Consider the following 15,889-nt stretch of genomic DNA (forward strand, 5'->3'; position numbering starts at 1 on the left):
TCTAACTATCTCCTTAAGGCGGAGTTTTTGAGGTATTTGCTTACGAGGTCTTTGATGTTAAAGGCATTATCGAGATACTTTCCTCTTAAAGGGGGAATTATTTTACTGGGTTTCTATATGGGTTAGGATCGGAGCGTTAACATTCGTAGCGATAATCGATTATATAAGTTGAGCTTAAGGTGATTTCTTTCACTTTAAGACTCAACTTGGTCAGCCAGATTAACACTAAAGTGTATAACTGCTGTTATGTGTCAGGGGTTCATCATTCTTTTTATCAAATTCAGAAAAAATTGATTTAGTGTGAACCGGCTTAGTAGGTTCATTACTTTTTTCTGATAAATTACGATCCTTAACTAAATCAGATGTAGGGCTTTCCACTAGTTGATCAACATGTGATAAGGGCTCATCAACTTGGGCGCTTGATTTTCTAGCATTAAATAAGTTGACAGTAGCTTTTATTCCTACTCCTGCCAAGCCACCAATAAGTAAGAATGGTGACCAAACCACAGCACCTATTGATTTTACAATACCTTTAACTGTTAAGCCATCTTCATTCACGACACGTGAATGCATCATCTCCATCATGCTTTTGTTGCCTGAATAGCATTCTTTAGCACTGGAATAAAGATAAGCTAAACCTATTGCACTATACAGTACAAGCGCCCCTAGACCAAAAGTGGCGGCACTAAACACAGTTGCTGCTCCTGCAGACGTAGCTCCTAATGTCATTGTTGACGCAGCATAGCCTGCAACACCTGGAGTGGGACTTAATAGTAAAGCAAGAATCATGGCTGGGATTAAGATCGCAGCACATATTAATAATGCGCCTGAACTATAGTACGTGTATCCTCGATGAACATGAACAGAAGGACGAAACAGAGGAAAAAAACGTGCGCGTGGATGAGCATGTATATGTGGATGAGCATGTATATGTGGATGAGCATGTACATGTTGGGGGGCATATGTCTGGCCAGGATGGTTATGATGATGTTTAGGCAATTTTTTCTCCTTATAATATAAGCCAAAATCGCCGCAAGTATAAAAGTAAAACCTTAAGGTTTTATTAAGAAAATAGTTGAGATGAAGTTAAGTCTGTTGACGAAAATTCAACGAACCATTTTTTAAATCAATCTATTCCGATGAGTGAATATTATTGTAGCTTCCAAATATAATAAAAAAAGTTTCAAAATTCCTCTTATTTAGTATAAGTTATATTAATATTAGGAATTAATAGGGAGATAGAAATGGAAGATTCGAACGCTTATTGGTCATCCATCATTATGGCACCAGAAAGTTTTTTTTTAAATTTAGCTTATCCTCCTTTTCAAGACTGGGGTGAGACTTTTTCTCCTATTCACCTTATAGAAAACCAATTCGAAATTTTTATAGCGAATACGCTCAATTTATATTCCATACCATTATTTTTTATGAAGTTCCTTATTCCTGGGCAACAACCTGAAGACACAATAGCAAACATAGCCAAAAGAGCTACTTCTTCGAAAAAGAGGGGCTAAGGAACCACATCAAAGTCATTAGAATAGGGCGCCTTAAATGAATCATTATGTGCTTATTTGAAGCATGACTCGGAAAATATAATTCTAACAGCTGATTAAGTCGTGTTGACCCACCACCTACGTGCGCGACTTGTTCCTGTCGCCTTAGTAATGGGCTTGCTTTAATCGGGATAACGAAAAATGGGTTTAAAACTACTCGCATCCTCCCACGTAATAGCAGCATTATTACCTGTATCCCATTGCTTCCATGAGGCATTTTCCTTTAAACGATGGGGTGCACGCATTAATTCCAAGCTCTGTTTTAAGGTACATAAATCCTGGGTTTCATAAATAGTGAAGTATCACACAGGATCTCTTTCTTGACTGCTGTAACGAAAACAGGATGTCCAGGTTGGCACATCAGCAACATTTTTAGGTAAATAAACGGTTTCATACCACTCATTAAAATACGTTGTTTTATCGGAAACAACTTCGACACTGACCATAAAAAAAGGGCGGCTACCAAATGGATGTTTATTTTCTATACCACGGAGATGTTGGTAGCGAAGCGTATAAATACAAGCACTTTCAAGATGGTGTAAGTCATTGGTTTGAAATTGCAGCCACTTCATTTTTTCTTTTTCTCGACCCGGGCGCTCCTTGATCGCTTTTAAAGCGAGTTGCGTGTCCGTTTCTGTAGTACATTCATAAATGGTCAGGAATCGTTTACTGTAATACCTAAGCGTGCCATCAACATTATGCTCTTCATAACGCCTTGCAAGTTTTATTTCAGGAATAATTTTTAATAAATTGGGAATATAAAAGTGATGATAAAAATCATTAAATTCAGCTTCTTTTTCTGCAGAGACATTTAAGCTAACAAAAATGAGGGAGTTATTATTTTTATTCATTGATTTGCTCAAGTAGATAAATTATTAAAGACATTTTTAAACGCAAGGATATCCACTTTTTTATAGGCGGTTGTTTTTAAATAGGGCTCCTCATTTAACCATTTTTTTGCTTCCTCTAAAGAATTAAATTGTGCAATGATTACCCCCCCTGTGGGGATGTCTAAATGTTCTGGATTCAGAAGGGGACCAGCTAATAAAAGTCTCCCTTCTTTTCTTAAGTGGTTCAGTCGTGCAACATGTGCTTCTCGGGCTATTTTTCTTTTTGCGATAGAGTCTTCATTATCGCTACATAGAAAAGCATAATAGTTTTCAAATGGAAACTCTTCATACATGGGAAAATCCTATTTGTGTCATGTATGCATGATTATAGTATAGAATGTTTTATTTATCTGTTATTTTATGCTTCTAAAAACATTACACTTTAGATTTCGCCATCCAGTCCAATAAATGCATTTAGTGATAAAAATCGCTTAATATAAGTAAATTTCTACGTTGATGTATTTTTTGATAACTATAACTTATTGCCTTGTTCACATGTATCGTTACTCATTAACGCATCATATATTTTTTTTCCATGACTAATTGCAATACCACGTGCAAACATTCCAAAAGCAGATAAGCCAATTAAAGGATAAAATCCCTTTACACCACTCGTTTTATAAATTTGGCCTGCCATGGCTCCAATATTCACCGGCTTTTCTGTAATTTTTTGATTAAGTCCAATGACACTTAAAGGATTACTAAACGCATATCCCACGATTCCTGCCACACCTGCCACTAAGGAATTATCTCCATATCTTCCTTTAAGGTAATCCAACGTATTAAAATAGATGCCGTATTGAACAGCATCCCTCATAGCAATAGCATTGACCCCAGACATGAAGCGACTTACGCTTAGGGTGTTTAGAGGCACATCAGTCATCATCCTTGTTTTTATTACAGAGATAGGGGTTGTTATATAAACAGTTGCAAGTCCCCCAAGAAATCCGGAATACTTCTTTGCATTTTCCGAATCTGTTAATTGTGAATTTAATGCTTTTTCAGAGAGATATATTGCAGGAAAAAGTACGGTATTTTTTATGCAGGAATTCAATAGAGCAATGGGATATCCTTTGAAAGGGTGTACCCATGCAGCACGATAAGCATGTGTATATAAACTATTATTCCAGATTCGTGCATAATTTGCTTGTATTAGTTGTTGACCGAACCATCTTAAACCCTGAGATTGGAACTTAGAATTTTCAGCAACTGATTTTGTTGCCTGGGCTAAAGGTTTATCCATTAAGCAAAAAGTTGTAGTTGTACTCGTTGCACCTATTACGGCACCTTTTAGTACGTTTTCTTTGAATTCTTCTTGATTAAATGGTTTTGGATTAGAAGGAGTGAGCCTGTCTTTTTTCTCATGCATCGTATAATATAATTTTTGTAAATATAATTTGTTCGTGATAATAAACAATTAACCTTAAGTAAATATTAATTCACTTAATGATTATTTTATTTGTGTTTTCACGACACTTTTTTAACTTTATATAAAGCCAGGTCATAAGGACTGTTGTTATGCAAGCAAAATCCGAGAAGAAAATCCAAGATGCCATTCAGAATCAAATTCAAGATGCTATTCAGAATCAAATGGGTAAATGCCGTAAACTTTTGGAGGAATCAATATTTTTAGGAAATAGCTTTTTTCTCACTGGTCAAAACTTACCAGTAACGAATTGTAAAAATAAAATGGAAATGGAAGATGTGCGAAATAGTTTGGGGGTACGTATTGCATAAGTAATGTTTCATTGAAGAAGTATGTGTGTTGCAATGAAGCTGCATTTAGTTAAACAATGCAGCTATTCTCCTTTATCGCTTTAACTTAATAAAAAATTTTACTACTGGTTAACAGAAAAGGGCGAAGAACTCTCAAGTTGGTATTCAGTTTTTTCATTCTCATCGAGCCACCCTTTTTTTAATGAAACAAACGAATTATTGATCTTGCTTACTTCCTGTTGAGTGCTTGTTTCATGGTGATAAAATCCCCAACGACCGGTTTTTGCCAGAGAATAAAATCCTAAACTAAAAATATCTCTTAACACGAACAGTACGTCTTCAAATTTTTCTTGAACTGAATTAGAGCTTCTGGCTGTTTGTTTGACCTGATTAATCAGATCTTTAATATGCAACTCCAGCATATCTCGGTCTTGTTGCGTTCTGTTTCCTTCATAATAAGTATTAAATTGCGCTTTTGTATTTTTAATAAAATCTAAAATTTCTTTTTTATCAAAATTACTGTCAGTAATTTCTTCCACTTCTTTTTCTAATACGTTAAAAGAATCGATTAAATTTTTTATTTTTGTTAACTCACTATCAGGAATACCAATTTTTGCTAATTTTTTTAGAAGCTTACTATCTATTTGATCAATCAATTGCTGATGTTTTTGAAGCTCATCATTAATATTTTTACTTAGAATAACTTTTGCTTCAAGATCACCTGAATAATATTGAATTAAAAGAGTTTTTATATTTCTACAATACCCTGATATACACACTTTATCATTTTTAGCTTGATCAATAGTCATTTGTGCTTGTTTGACATCAGGTTCATCTTTTAGTTTTTCTCGTTCAGCTTCTAACTCTTTTTGTGCCTTGTTTGTGCGCTCTGCTGCTTCATTAAATTTATCTAAAGCTTGTAACTGTTCGTCATGAGGTGATTGGTGTAATCTATCACGTGCTTGCGTTTCGTGATAATTCGCGTCTATCAGATTTTTCTGAAGAATTTTTACCGATTGCCATTGTTCCTCAATATTCTTTTTTTCTTGTTCTCTTGTTTTGAGCCTCTCGATAGCTTTTTCTTCTAATGTTGATAACAAAGTCATAATTGCATATATTCTATCGATAGTTTCCGGAGATTTTCCCAATAAACGAGAGTCAATTTTTCCTCGTCCTATCTTTTTTAGTACCTCAGGCGATACTTCTCCAATTTCCTTTGGAAACTCAAGATTTATGATGGAAGTAAATTCAGTTTTTTCTTGCTCAAAATCTTGGGGATTATCTTTAACTCCCTCATATTTCTCAATAATGAGCTTTATTTTATTAATATTACCTTCGAATTCGTTCGGAAAAATCCTTATAATTTCGCCGAGGCGGTTGAATGCCTTAGTAGTTCTACTTTCCTCACCAAAAGGGAGGTTGGGTTCATCCATAATTGCTAAATAACTGCTGATTCCAATCAATTGTGCACCTAATAGATCACTTGATTCGAAGCGATTACTGGTTGCTAACTCCTCTCGAGCTGCAATCAAAAAACTGATAATCTCGAGATTAGGTAATTCCAACTCAGAGAAATTTATCGCGGCTTTCCTTAGTGTTTTTTGTATTTCCTCAACACTTTTTGTTTCTTCAGGGTATTTGCTGTGCAGATATTTTCCTAGCTTGTAAAATGATGAAACAGCTTTATTGATGGAATTTTGCTGAATCGCGCTATTTATCTCTTCAATATAGGGTCTGATATCATTATTGGTAATAGGCATAATGAGCTCTCCGTTAATCTTAAACAACTATGCATTTTTTAGAATTTCAACCCACTAAGCTCAACATCATAAAAGTGTTCTTTAAGGTCATGCGTTGCTGGCAAGTATTCGCATGAATTCTGTTTATTTAATAATGATGATGTTTCCCGAAGTGATTAAAGTTGCTTATTTTATATGCATTAAATTAAGCCTATATTAACGAAACAAAAAATATAGGAATGGAGGATTCCTTTTTAATAAAAAGTTTTCCATTATTGAAAACATAGCTTCAGATATCATAAAACTGTCCAATTCTTTTACGTACACTCCTTGTTGTTTTGCTTTTGTAATTTTACAAAATTGTTCCCCATAAGTGTTCGCGAGCATTTCCAATAGTGATAAAATCACATCAAGAACTCGAAAAAGTTTTTGTGGAAGAGTTTGCTGATTGTTTTCAAGGACATCCCTGGAGAGACTCTCTGCTATATTAGATCTGATTTCAAAAATGCTCACAAGAGTGTTCTGTTCTAATTTTTCCAGTTTTTTCCAAGCTCATCAGCTATAATATAGCAAGCTTCATGAATTTGATGGGGTGGATTTCTTGCTATACCTATTGCTGTTCGCATTAATAAGTATTGTTCAGCACAAACAGTAAAAATTTTATCTACAGCACACTCAATACCATGAGTACTTTCCATAGCATGTACAACTGAAGGCTGTTGTTTTGAAATAAAGGTTGTACCCTATTCATTCATGAAAGATGGGGAGTAGATACGATAGTATACATAGTAATTGCTTTAGCAATGCGTTGCTTTTCAGGTTTTCTCCATTAGTCTGATTAACTTAAGTACTGACGGGCGGTGATTTATCATGAATTAGAAAGGCTCATTCGTTTTTGCATCTTGATTCGTAAGGCTCATAGTATAAAGTACAGTGTTTCAAGACTAATGCTCATCGATTGTTGAGAGCCGTTAGTTTGGCAACTTGCTTTCAAAATAATCATTTTAGTAATCCATTTTTGGGAGCAGAAATGTCCTTGGTTATGTTTTCATATAACCATTTTCAAAACTGCTGATGATGGCTTATTTCTAAATTGTTATATACTAAATATATGCGGTTAGATAAAAAATTGATCTCATAGCGTTTAGGTGTTTATTATGAAAGCGAAGAAAGAATTCCCTGAAGTCCAAGAAATATTTAGGAGTATTACAAGTAAACTAGGTGGATTAGATAGCTTAAAAGAGGAGCGATTTCGTGGTAATCTTGAACCCACAGAGTTGGCTGTAACTATTTTAAGTCAATATATAAAAACCTCCCCACCAGAATCTGTAGTAAAAAATGTTTTTTCGATAAAATTGCTGCTAGGCGAAGAAGATTGTAATACTGAATTATTACAGGGAGTAGAGAAGGCAATCAGAGCTCGTCAAGCATTAGAAACAAGGAAGGGAAATCATAAAGTGGCTATGCAGTTAAGTGTTCAAACGCTTCGATTACTTATTCAAGATTCTGAGGAGCTTAATAAATCGATGAGTAGCTCACCGGACTCAAGCCCCAAATGAAATTTTGGTGTATTTATCACACAAAGCCAAGTATATTACTTATATTGAACTGAAGTAAGATGGGGTTCTTCCTGGTCTTTTGTTTGAGTAATCTCTTTATATGCATATTTAAACTGCTTGAAAAATTCCTGGTAATCTTTTACGGGCTTTAATGAATCGACAGTAAAAGGTCGTTCACTTTGATTATCGCTATGCGTATTCTCTTCCAATGGCTCTTCTATCTCATTGCCGTAAAGTATTTTTAAAGCCTGAGCTTTTCCGATGATCACATCAAGAGGATGTCTACAATGAGGAGCTGGATTCAGAAGGGTTTCAATGAACTCTTTAATGTGTTCACCTTCTAGGGTTTTAAATATTGGCAAATTAAAATCTAATGGCACTCTTGTTTGGAGATTATCCCAAATGGTAGCCTGGGCATTATGTTCTGCAGTACTGACCATTAGATCATACGCCATTAAGCCGATTTGATAGGCCATATAAGATCCCGCATTTACAGTTTTCTCATCCCCAAAGCTGTATTCAGGTGGTGCAAATGTTGTACTGATATCATTTAGGTCAACCAAATTGTCTTTATCTGTGCGCACAACAGATTTTGTATCTGCTGTTATTAGCTTATTGCCTCGCTTCAAAAAGTTTGTAGCCTTGATATCCATATAAGCCATATTTTTTTGATTAAAATCAAAAACAATTTTTGCTACTTGCTCTATTGCGTCAAGTGTACCTAAACAACGGGTAATGTTTCTCTCTGTTTCAGATGAATTTGCAAGCATTTGCATATGATAATTGTGAAGGTTTCCATTTGGACAAAACTCTGATACTGCTACATTGATGCGCCGTTTTGGATCACGTCCTTGCTGGGGTAATATGACCTGACAATAAAAATAATCTTGTGCAAGATTATTTTTATTGATTCATCATTCTTTATTTCATCTACTAAATCGTAATCTGTTTTGGGTACGTCAGCGTACTCTATTCTTATAATAAATTCTGAATCTGCGTTTCCATTTTCAGCAAGCCAGATTTTATTATTTCCCCCGCCAATATAAGTGATATTGAATTCATTTAATTGTTGAGGCTCTTGAGTGTAGTAGAGCTTCCGAAAAATTTCTCCTTGAGACTCCATATTTTCAGCAATTAGTGATTCAATTAAAGAGGTATGTTTATACTCGGGGGTACGTATCAGCTCAGGATAACTATCAAATAAATCTTTTAAAAGATAATTGGTTATATTTAGTAGGGTCTCAAAATTTTTCTGTGTAGTACGTTTACTGCTGAGAATTTCATTATTTATCATAAACAGTGTTTGTTTTTGCAATGCCTCCAATGAGCTTTTAAGTTTTAACAAGTTTTGATCCTGGGGGCCTTGCTGTGTATTCAAATTTTGACGCGCAATTTCCACTTCGGAAATGAGATGATCCATTGTAGCGCAATTTTTGGATCGGGTTCCTAACATCGTGTGTTTGGTGATATTTTTCCAATACTCGAGGGTTAAATTTTTTATCTCGCTTTTTGAATTTTGGATAAAAATAAGATTTATATCTTTATCAAATTTTTGGGAATCTCTTATTTCCTTCGCAATTGGATTAGTAAAATACCATTCCATAAAATTGCCATTTTTTCTTAATTCTTGATCTGAATATATTTGAATCCTCATTGCCTCAATTTTCTGTAATAATGCTAATGCATTTTGTTTTGAGTGCATTTGATTATATTGCTCAATTAAATCATTCAGTCTGGAAATTTTCGGATTTTCTTCTGATTGCTCAATTTGTTCGATACTCATATAAACCCCCTTGCATATGCCATAATATAGTCATCATGATTCAATTAAGTACAATCGATTATTTTTATATATCATATACAGGATACAAATATGTGAGTATTGTTAATGAGTTAGCTTAGAACAGGAGCAAATATTGAATTAAAATAATGGAAAATTACTTGCTAATAATTAAGGCGAGTTGACAATTCATCCCCCCACCCCTACGTGCCGCTACTTGTTTGGGATCTAGGCGATCTTAATCAATAGCAGATTTCTTCATAGAGATCACTCCATTTTGGATTAAGCTCCTCAATCCTGTTTAACGTCCATTGTCTGCACCAATTTTGAAACGTTTTTCACGTCGAGTAGCTTCTACATAGGCTTCATGAACCTCATAATAAACCAATAGATGCACATTGTGATCAGTTGTGTTTTTTGATAGCTTCTAATAAAAAGTGAACACTCTTGGGAGATAATTATTTGGAAATATTTTTGCTAAAAAAAATTTAGGCAACGTATACATTGCCTGCTTTCGTCACTTTTGTATCTGGATTATCTAAACGATAAAGTGCATCAACTAAATCGGGTCAATTTGGGGGATTTAGAGAGTAATAAGTCTCTATGTTGATATTTTAAACATCATAATACCAACTAGATTTTGGCTGGTGATTAGGATCTTTGCGTGAAATCATATCTGAAGTATTTATTTTTACTACAAACTCATTCATTCTTAGATAGTGCCCCTGGTTGCGTGGGTCTTGAGTCATATCCAATTTGGCTCTAAAAGTACAAATAGGTACGATATCGTTTTCATCCTGCGTAGCGACTCGATTGAGGTGAGGAAGCATGCTTTCATCAATTGTGTCTAAAGTAATGCCATCACTTCTTATTGCGAAATGTTTTGGCATTTTAGTTGTATCAATGGGATCGATAAAAGCACAAGCAAGAATTCTTAATTCAACTGTTGCATAAATTTGACCTGTTTCAGAGTTTTTCGACCAATTAACTCGCCCACGTGTTAGAGTAGGTTTTAAACCTTCAGTCAAATGTTGAGAGCCATCGATTAACTCCATAGAATTTTCAAATTCATCTAAAATTATCCCGTGTAGTACTTGACCACCAAAATTAAAAATTTTATTTGCTTTGGAGCCAAGGATATCAATTTTATCACCTGTAAAATTTTCGATAGTGGGAATAGCATAGGCATCGTTTTTTCCGGTGTCTATTTTTACCCCATAAAAGGTCGTTCCTCCACGGCGAATATCCATAACACAGGTTGATTCATCACTGGTTGTAGCAGCTTTTGTTGTGTTTACAATGTCTTGTGCTATTTGCGTTTGTTTTAATAAATCAGGGGTGTAATAGATCGTGCTAACAGGAATATGCCCATCGGTGTGAGCTTTGGAGAGTTCATAGTGGCTAATGAGTGTACTATGGATATCAGCAAGAAAACTGCATAAAGAACTGCGTTTATTAATTAAAACGGTTGATTCTGATTTTTGAGATCTTTTTACGCTGGTTGGAAAGTCATCTACTTCAAAAGAAGCCATAGTCCGATAATGAAAATCTTTAGAAAGTACATTTTTAAAAGGTTCTGTTTTTTGATTTTCGGTAGTAATCTTCATTTCCTCTATAAAACGTATGGCGTTCTCAAGCTCGCTAATGGTCATATGATCATGTAAGGCCAATTTTTTTTCGATGTAGTTAATGGCCTGATAACGCCTATCATCATGGAACCATTTGATACTTTCTTTGCGAGCAAGTTCTTTGAAGATAGTTAATTTTGCATTTGCCTTTGTAATTGTGCTGACAAACTCGTTCATAATTCATTAAAAGTGAGTGGTTAATAGCCACATTATATGGTATAAGAATTAAGCTTTTATTAAAAAAAACTTAAACTAGCGTGTACAAAGTAATTAATTAGTGTGTACATGGATATACAGGGAGAATATTAATGGTACAAGCAACTTTTTTTATACAAAGGGATACTCCTCCAATAGAAAAAAATGATCTGAAAACCTATTATATCCCAATTGTTGAAATAATAGACAATATGCAGCAGGTAAGCGCTTGGAACTATGCAAGAAATCCTTTAGTGTCCCGGTTGTTTTATACTTCCACTGATGCATTGTTCGCGCAAGAAGCACTGGAAGCAGGGAGGATAACAGTATCTTGTTACAAGGTACTCCTTAATGCGGCACATATCTCAACGCTTAATAAGAGTAAAAGTGTTGGTAAAGGGCATTTGATGGCGTTAAATTTTATGCCCAAAGACATTCTTAGTTGCATTAAGATATCAGGTTATGAATACAACGAAGTAAAAAATCCGTTTTATCAAGCAAGTGAATCTGTTGCGTGTGAATCATCGTTGATAGCTCCATGCGCTTGATCACATTATCCACTATAGATTAAAAAGCGAATTCAGGGATTTTCGACACAGGAAGGAGTCAGGCATACTCTTATTCTAATTAGATCTTATCTAATCACGTTAAAGCAGGCCTGGGTTTATTTGCACATGCTCACAATTCTAAAATGGAATAAAAATTAACTTGCATATGAAATATAATGACACTATAATTTCAAATGAAAGGAGGTGTAAAATGAAAACTTCCAATAATGTCCATCATAAAGAAGAAATTGTTTTGTCGAAGGCTTTATGCAATCTGGCAAAGTTTTATTCTTTAAGCGGCAAAGACTTAAGTAAAATTATTGGAATAAGCGAGCCCAGCGCATCACGTCTCAGCCAAGGGAAAAAGTTAATTTCTCCCCATACAAAAGAAGGAGAAATTGCGCTATTACTTTTACGGATATATAGAAGCTTAAATGCTATGGTTGGAAATAATCATGAAAAAGCTAAATTATGGCTCAATAGTCAAAATAAATATTTTAAAAATAAACCTATTGATGAAATGAAAACCATTCCTGGTTTAATTCGAGTACTTAATTATTTAGATGCAATGCGCGGTAAACTATGAGTATTTGGATCGAATGTGAGGGGGTAAAATTTTTCAAAAATTTAGAATTGGAGCCTTGGCGAATAGTTGAGGATCAGTATAGCTCAAGCTCAAGAGATTTGGTTGATAATAGCGAAGAACATGATCTTTTAGAAAACTTATTAGACAATTCAAAACCTCAAACAGTCAATAGTAAGCATTATTTAATTTTTACTCCTTTCAGATATCCTCCTCTTGAATATGGATCTCGATTTGGCAATACTTATGAACCCTCACTTTGGTATGGTTCTATATCCTTGCAAACAGCATTTGCAGAAGTAGCTTTTTACCGGTTGAAATTTTTTGATGATACTTCAGCTAATTTAGAATACATCGAGATTCGAATGACTGCATTTAAGGCTTATATCAAAACAAATAAAGGAATTGACTTGACAAAAGCTCCATTTCAAAAATATCAAGATAAAATTTCCAACAAAACAAATTATGAGCACAGTCAACTATTAGGCACAGAAATGAGGGAGGCAAAAGTTGAGGCTTTTCTCTTTTCTTCAGCAAGAGATAAACATGCAGGAGAAAATGTAGCAGCATTTATTCCAGACATATTTAAGATAAAAGATAAAGAATATGTAACTAATATGCAAAATTGGAGGTGTATAGCAAACAGAAATGTTATTGAATTTTGTCGGGATGAAATTTTACTGAGAAAAAAAATAGAATTTTCTAAGGATCAATTTGAATAAAAAAATAGAGATACAATCCTATTACTCACCAACCAAATAAGCGCAAAATGTATTTTATTCAATTAATTAGAGATAGTTTGGGTAATTTGGTTTCGCTGGCTATTTGTTTGTTGTGTTCTGATACACTTAATTTTGTTGCTAATGCTGGCAGTTATGCTATAAGTCCATAAGATAAAATAATATAATAAGGGTATTAGAACAAATTCTGCTGCAAATCAGGATAAAATACTGTACAATATGCGACAATTTTTTAACCATTAAATTTTATAAGAGTGCTATGACTGATTTAAACCTTTATAGAAACATTGGAATCTTCGCCCACGTAGATGCCGGAAAAACCACCACTACCGAGCGTATTCTTAAACTCACAGGTAGAATCCACAAAATAGGTGAAGTTCACGATGGTGAATCAACAACCGATTTCATGGAACAGGAAGCGGAGCGTGGTATTACCATCCAGTCAGCAGCAGTAAGTTGCTTCTGGAAAGGTCATCGCTTCAACGTAATCGATACCCCAGGACACGTTGACTTTACTGTAGAGGTTTATCGTTCACTGAAAGTACTCGATGGTGGTATCGGGGTATTCTGTGGATCTGGCGGCGTTGAGCCTCAGTCAGAAACCAACTGGCGCTATGCGAACAATTCAAAAGTATCTCGTCTGATTTTCGTAAACAAACTGGATCGTATCGGTGCGAACTTTTTGAAAGTGACTGAACAAATTAAAAAAGTGTTAGGTGCAAATCCCTTAATTATGACTTTGCCTATTGGTTATGAAGACAGCTTCGTCGGTGTTGTTGATTTATTAACCCGTAAAGCGTATGTTTGGGATGAATCTGGACAGCCAGAAAACTACAAAATTACTGATGTGCCCGCCGATATGCATGATGATGTTGAAATGTATCGTGCTCAGTTAATTGAAACAGCACTTGAAATGGATGATGAATTGCTGATGGCTTATCTAGAAGGGGAAGAGCCCGCAATAGATGAAATTAAGCGTTGCATTCGTAAGGGTACTCTGGAGTTAGCTTTCTTCCCAACTTATTGCGGTTCAGCCTTTAAAAACAAAGGAATGCAACTATTATTGGATGCAGTGGTTGACTATTTACCTGCCCCCCATGAAGTTAATCCACAACCGTTGACTAATGCTGAAGGTGAGCCAAATGGCCAATTCGCTATTGTATCTCCTGATGAGCCATTCCGGGCCTTGGCATTTAAAATCATGGATGACCGTTTTGGTGCTCTAACCTTCGTTCGTATCTATTCAGGAAGACTGAATAAAGGAGATACTATTCTTAACTCCTTTACCGGGAAAACGGAACGTGTCGGCCGTATGGTTGAGATGCAGGCAAATGAGCGTAATGAATTACAAAGTGCTGAAGCAGGCGATATTATCGCAATCGTGGGCATGAAAAACGTTCGAACTGGCCACACTCTTTGCGATCCTAATCACGAGTGTACTTTAGAAGCAATGGTTTTCCCTGAGCCAGTTATCTCTATTGCGGTTACACCAAAAGATAAGGGCTCAACCGAAAAAATGAGTATTGCTATTGGTAAGATGGTTGCAGAGGATCCAACGTTTAGGGTTGAAACTGATGAGGATTCAGGTGAAACCATTCTTCGTGGTATGGGTGAATTGCATCTTGATATTAAAGTAGATATTCTAAAGCGTACTTACGATGTTGAGTTAATAGTAGGTCAGCCCCAGGTTGCTTACCGCGAGACCATAACCAAATCGATTCAAGACAGTTATACCCACAAAAAACAATCTGGTGGTGCCGGCCAATACGGTAAAATTGACTACACTATCTCACCAGGAGAGCCAAACTCCGGGTTTACTTTCACCACATCTGTAGTGGGTGGAAATGTTCCAAAAGAATTCTTTCCAGCAATTGAGAAGGGTTTCCGCTCAATGATGGGTACGGGTACTTTAGCAGGGTTTCCTGTATTGGATGTTGTAGTTGATCTTTGTGATGGTGCTTATCACCCGGTTGACTCTTCTGCAATTGCATTTGAAATTGCTGCAAAAGGTGCTTTTCGTCAATCTATACCCAAAGCTGCCCCTCAATTGCTTGAGCCAATTATGAAGGTTGACGTTTATAGTACAGAAGAGGATGTTGGTAACGTGATTGGTGACTTGAACCGTCGTCGCGGAATGATCTCGGGTCAGGAACCCAGTGCAGCTGGTGTCCGTATTAAGGCTGATGTTCCTCTTTCAGAAATGTTCGGTTACATCAGTACCTTGCGTACGCTTACCTCTGGGCGCGGTCAATTCTCAATGGAGTTTTCTCACTATGCTCCTTGCCCAAATAGTGTGGCTGAAGCAGTGATTGCCAAAGAAAAGGAAAAGAAAGCCGCGGCTGCCAAGTAAGATAGTTAACAACTTTTAAAATGCCCTGTCAGTTTGATCTGATGGGGCTTTTAAAATTCTTACAAATATTCGTAATGGATAAAATTTGGCAATATTAAGGCTTAATTAAGGATTAATAATATAAATAGGGTGCAACACCATAAGACAATGCCCATAAGAAAACCTGCTGCAAATAGCAAAAATATCCCCTGGCCTGTAATTTCCTTTTCTATGTTCATCTTGTAATTCCTGCGTGATCATAATCTGAATTTATATTAGATGTACTCGGAGGGTTCCTTTTTTGGGAATGGTTATAAACTCCAATAGCAAAATATAAGAATCCAAGAGTGAATCCAGTAATAATTCCCGATATTAACCAAGTTGTTCTTTTGCAGTTGCACACCATAAGATACCCAGACTATTGAGCGTTAGCTAGTTAAGAAGATAATCTTTAATAGGATATTAAAAAAATATTATGGTGAAATTTATGAGTAAAATCAATATATAGCCAACGCATAATAAAATGATTATTGGCAATGGGTTTGAAAAAGTTGATCAATGGTACAATTAGTTTTTCTACGAATGGATTTAGCTTGTGCCCACTTATGCTCAATTGGATTAAGATCTGG

General features: G+C 35.5%; 18 protein-coding genes and 1 pseudogene. 7 read left to right on the plus strand and 12 right to left on the minus strand.

The window, feature by feature from the left end; genetic code table 11:
• Positions 1–225: 225 nt before the first annotated feature.
• Positions 226–999: a hypothetical protein gene (locus EKG34_RS16725; protein ID WP_080619714.1), complete on the minus strand. Its 774-nt coding sequence runs from the start codon at positions 997–999 to the stop codon at positions 226–228.
• A gap of 245 nt (positions 1,000–1,244) precedes the next feature.
• Here EKG34_RS16725 and EKG34_RS16730 point away from each other — a divergent pair, with 245 nt between their 5' ends.
• On the plus strand, positions 1,245–1,514 hold the full coding sequence (locus EKG34_RS16730; protein ID WP_003636868.1) for a hypothetical protein: 270 nt from the start codon (positions 1,245–1,247) through the stop codon (positions 1,512–1,514).
• A gap of 161 nt (positions 1,515–1,675) precedes the next feature.
• Here the strand turns inward: EKG34_RS16730 and EKG34_RS18880 are convergent, their stop codons facing one another.
• The 4 genes from EKG34_RS18880 to EKG34_RS16745 all read right to left on the minus strand — a co-directional run bounded on the left by EKG34_RS18880 (position 1,676) and on the right by EKG34_RS16745 (position 3,812).
• A complete protein-coding gene (locus EKG34_RS18880; protein ID WP_003636869.1) occupies positions 1,676–1,798 on the minus strand; it encodes a hypothetical protein in 123 nt (40 codons plus the stop codon).
• 57 nt (positions 1,799–1,855) lie between these two features.
• Positions 1,856–2,404: a DUF4286 family protein gene (locus EKG34_RS16735; protein WP_003636870.1), complete on the minus strand. Its 549-nt coding sequence runs from the start codon at positions 2,402–2,404 to the stop codon at positions 1,856–1,858.
• An 8-nt stretch (positions 2,405–2,412) separates the two neighbouring features.
• Positions 2,413–2,736, minus strand: a complete 324-nt coding sequence (locus EKG34_RS16740) for a YciI family protein (RefSeq protein ID WP_003636871.1) — start codon at positions 2,734–2,736, stop codon at positions 2,413–2,415.
• A 179-nt stretch (positions 2,737–2,915) separates the two neighbouring features.
• Positions 2,916–3,812, minus strand: a complete 897-nt coding sequence (locus EKG34_RS16745; RefSeq protein WP_003636872.1) for a hypothetical protein — start codon at positions 3,810–3,812, stop codon at positions 2,916–2,918.
• A gap of 149 nt (positions 3,813–3,961) precedes the next feature.
• Here EKG34_RS16745 and EKG34_RS16750 point away from each other — a divergent pair, with 149 nt between their 5' ends.
• A complete protein-coding gene (locus tag EKG34_RS16750) occupies positions 3,962–4,180 on the plus strand; it encodes a hypothetical protein (protein ID WP_012979206.1) in 219 nt (72 codons plus the stop codon).
• A gap of 101 nt (positions 4,181–4,281) precedes the next feature.
• Here the strand turns inward: EKG34_RS16750 and EKG34_RS16755 are convergent, their stop codons facing one another.
• The 3 genes from EKG34_RS16755 to EKG34_RS18325 form a co-directional block, all read right to left on the minus strand.
• Positions 4,282–5,919 (minus strand): HlyD family secretion protein, encoded by a 1,638-nt coding sequence (locus tag EKG34_RS16755; RefSeq protein ID WP_003636873.1) that lies wholly within the window; start codon positions 5,917–5,919, stop codon positions 4,282–4,284.
• Between the two features lie 195 nt (positions 5,920–6,114).
• Entirely contained in the window at positions 6,115–6,411 is a 297-nt protein-coding gene (locus tag EKG34_RS16760; protein ID WP_012979205.1) for a hypothetical protein, read from the minus strand.
• A gap of 14 nt (positions 6,412–6,425) precedes the next feature.
• On the minus strand, positions 6,426–6,596 hold the full coding sequence (locus EKG34_RS18325) for a hypothetical protein (RefSeq protein WP_003636875.1): 171 nt from the start codon (positions 6,594–6,596) through the stop codon (positions 6,426–6,428).
• A gap of 459 nt (positions 6,597–7,055) precedes the next feature.
• Here EKG34_RS18325 and EKG34_RS16765 point away from each other — a divergent pair, with 459 nt between their 5' ends.
• Complete coding sequence (locus EKG34_RS16765) at positions 7,056–7,457, plus strand: hypothetical protein (RefSeq protein ID WP_003636876.1); 402 nt, start codon at positions 7,056–7,058, stop codon at positions 7,455–7,457.
• Positions 7,458–7,492: 35 nt separating this feature from the next.
• Here EKG34_RS16765 and EKG34_RS16770 read toward each other — a convergent pair whose 3' ends face one another.
• The 4 genes and pseudogenes from EKG34_RS16770 to EKG34_RS16785 all read right to left on the minus strand — a co-directional run bounded on the left by EKG34_RS16770 (position 7,493) and on the right by EKG34_RS16785 (position 11,042).
• Positions 7,493–8,227: a hypothetical protein gene (locus EKG34_RS16770; protein WP_223800032.1), complete on the minus strand. Its 735-nt coding sequence runs from the start codon at positions 8,225–8,227 to the stop codon at positions 7,493–7,495.
• A 50-nt stretch (positions 8,228–8,277) separates the two neighbouring features.
• Positions 8,278–9,240, minus strand: a complete 963-nt coding sequence (locus EKG34_RS16775) for a hypothetical protein (protein ID WP_003636879.1) — start codon at positions 9,238–9,240, stop codon at positions 8,278–8,280.
• Between the two features lie 239 nt (positions 9,241–9,479).
• Positions 9,480–9,649 (minus strand): annotated as a pseudogene (locus EKG34_RS18430) (GIY-YIG nuclease family protein); the annotation flags it as partial.
• A gap of 202 nt (positions 9,650–9,851) precedes the next feature.
• Positions 9,852–11,042 carry a hypothetical protein gene (locus EKG34_RS16785; protein WP_003636880.1) on the minus strand — a complete coding sequence of 397 codons (1,191 nt, stop codon included), beginning with the start codon at positions 11,040–11,042 and terminating at the stop codon, positions 9,852–9,854.
• 131 nt (positions 11,043–11,173) lie between these two features.
• On the opposite strand from EKG34_RS16785, the gene EKG34_RS16790 reads away from it, so the two are divergent.
• The 4 genes from EKG34_RS16790 (at position 11,174) to fusA (ending at position 15,281) form a co-directional block, all read left to right on the plus strand.
• The gene (locus EKG34_RS16790; RefSeq protein ID WP_003636881.1) at positions 11,174–11,608 is read left to right on the plus strand and encodes a hypothetical protein; all 435 of its coding nucleotides are present in this window, start codon (positions 11,174–11,176) and stop codon (positions 11,606–11,608) included.
• Between the two features lie 211 nt (positions 11,609–11,819).
• Entirely contained in the window at positions 11,820–12,194 is a 375-nt protein-coding gene (locus EKG34_RS16795) for an antitoxin Xre/MbcA/ParS toxin-binding domain-containing protein (protein WP_003636882.1), read from the plus strand.
• Between the two features lie 98 nt (positions 12,195–12,292).
• Complete coding sequence (locus EKG34_RS16800; RefSeq protein ID WP_223800031.1) at positions 12,293–12,913, plus strand: RES family NAD+ phosphorylase; 621 nt, start codon at positions 12,293–12,295, stop codon at positions 12,911–12,913.
• 277 nt (positions 12,914–13,190) lie between these two features.
• Positions 13,191–15,281, plus strand: a complete 2,091-nt coding sequence (gene fusA, locus EKG34_RS16805) for an elongation factor G (RefSeq protein WP_003636885.1) — start codon at positions 13,191–13,193, stop codon at positions 15,279–15,281.
• The last annotated feature ends 608 nt before the right edge of the window (positions 15,282–15,889 follow it).

This window comes from Legionella longbeachae (assembly GCF_004283175.1).
Taxonomy (GTDB): Bacteria; Pseudomonadota; Gammaproteobacteria; order Legionellales; family Legionellaceae; genus Legionella; species Legionella longbeachae.

Bases quoted from the DNA above. Each gene is read 5' to 3' on its own strand.
- EKG34_RS16730 (WP_003636868.1), top strand. From the start codon at position 1,245: ATGGAAGATTCGAACGCTTATTGGTCATCCATCATTATGGCACCAGAA.
- EKG34_RS18880 (WP_003636869.1), bottom strand. From the start codon at position 1,798: ATGCGTGCACCCCATCGTTTAAAGGAAAATGCCTCATGGAAGCAATGG.
- EKG34_RS16735 (WP_003636870.1), bottom strand. From the start codon at position 2,404: ATGAATAAAAATAATAACTCCCTCATTTTTGTTAGCTTAAATGTCTCT.
- EKG34_RS16740 (WP_003636871.1), bottom strand. From the start codon at position 2,736: ATGTATGAAGAGTTTCCATTTGAAAACTATTATGCTTTTCTATGTAGC.
- EKG34_RS16745 (WP_003636872.1), bottom strand. From the start codon at position 3,812: ATGCATGAGAAAAAAGACAGGCTCACTCCTTCTAATCCAAAACCATTT.
- EKG34_RS16750 (WP_012979206.1), top strand. From the start codon at position 3,962: ATGCAAGCAAAATCCGAGAAGAAAATCCAAGATGCCATTCAGAATCAA.
- EKG34_RS16755 (WP_003636873.1), bottom strand. From the start codon at position 5,919: ATGCCTATTACCAATAATGATATCAGACCCTATATTGAAGAGATAAAT.
- EKG34_RS18325 (WP_003636875.1), bottom strand. From the start codon at position 6,596: ATGGAAAGTACTCATGGTATTGAGTGTGCTGTAGATAAAATTTTTACT.
- EKG34_RS16765 (WP_003636876.1), top strand. From the start codon at position 7,056: ATGAAAGCGAAGAAAGAATTCCCTGAAGTCCAAGAAATATTTAGGAGT.
- EKG34_RS16770 (WP_223800032.1), bottom strand. From the start codon at position 8,227: ATGCTTGCAAATTCATCTGAAACAGAGAGAAACATTACCCGTTGTTTA.
- EKG34_RS16775 (WP_003636879.1), bottom strand. From the start codon at position 9,240: ATGAGTATCGAACAAATTGAGCAATCAGAAGAAAATCCGAAAATTTCC.
- EKG34_RS16785 (WP_003636880.1), bottom strand. From the start codon at position 11,042: ATGAACGAGTTTGTCAGCACAATTACAAAGGCAAATGCAAAATTAACT.
- EKG34_RS16790 (WP_003636881.1), top strand. From the start codon at position 11,174: ATGGTACAAGCAACTTTTTTTATACAAAGGGATACTCCTCCAATAGAA.
- EKG34_RS16795 (WP_003636882.1), top strand. From the start codon at position 11,820: ATGAAAACTTCCAATAATGTCCATCATAAAGAAGAAATTGTTTTGTCG.
- fusA (WP_003636885.1), top strand. From the start codon at position 13,191: ATGACTGATTTAAACCTTTATAGAAACATTGGAATCTTCGCCCACGTA.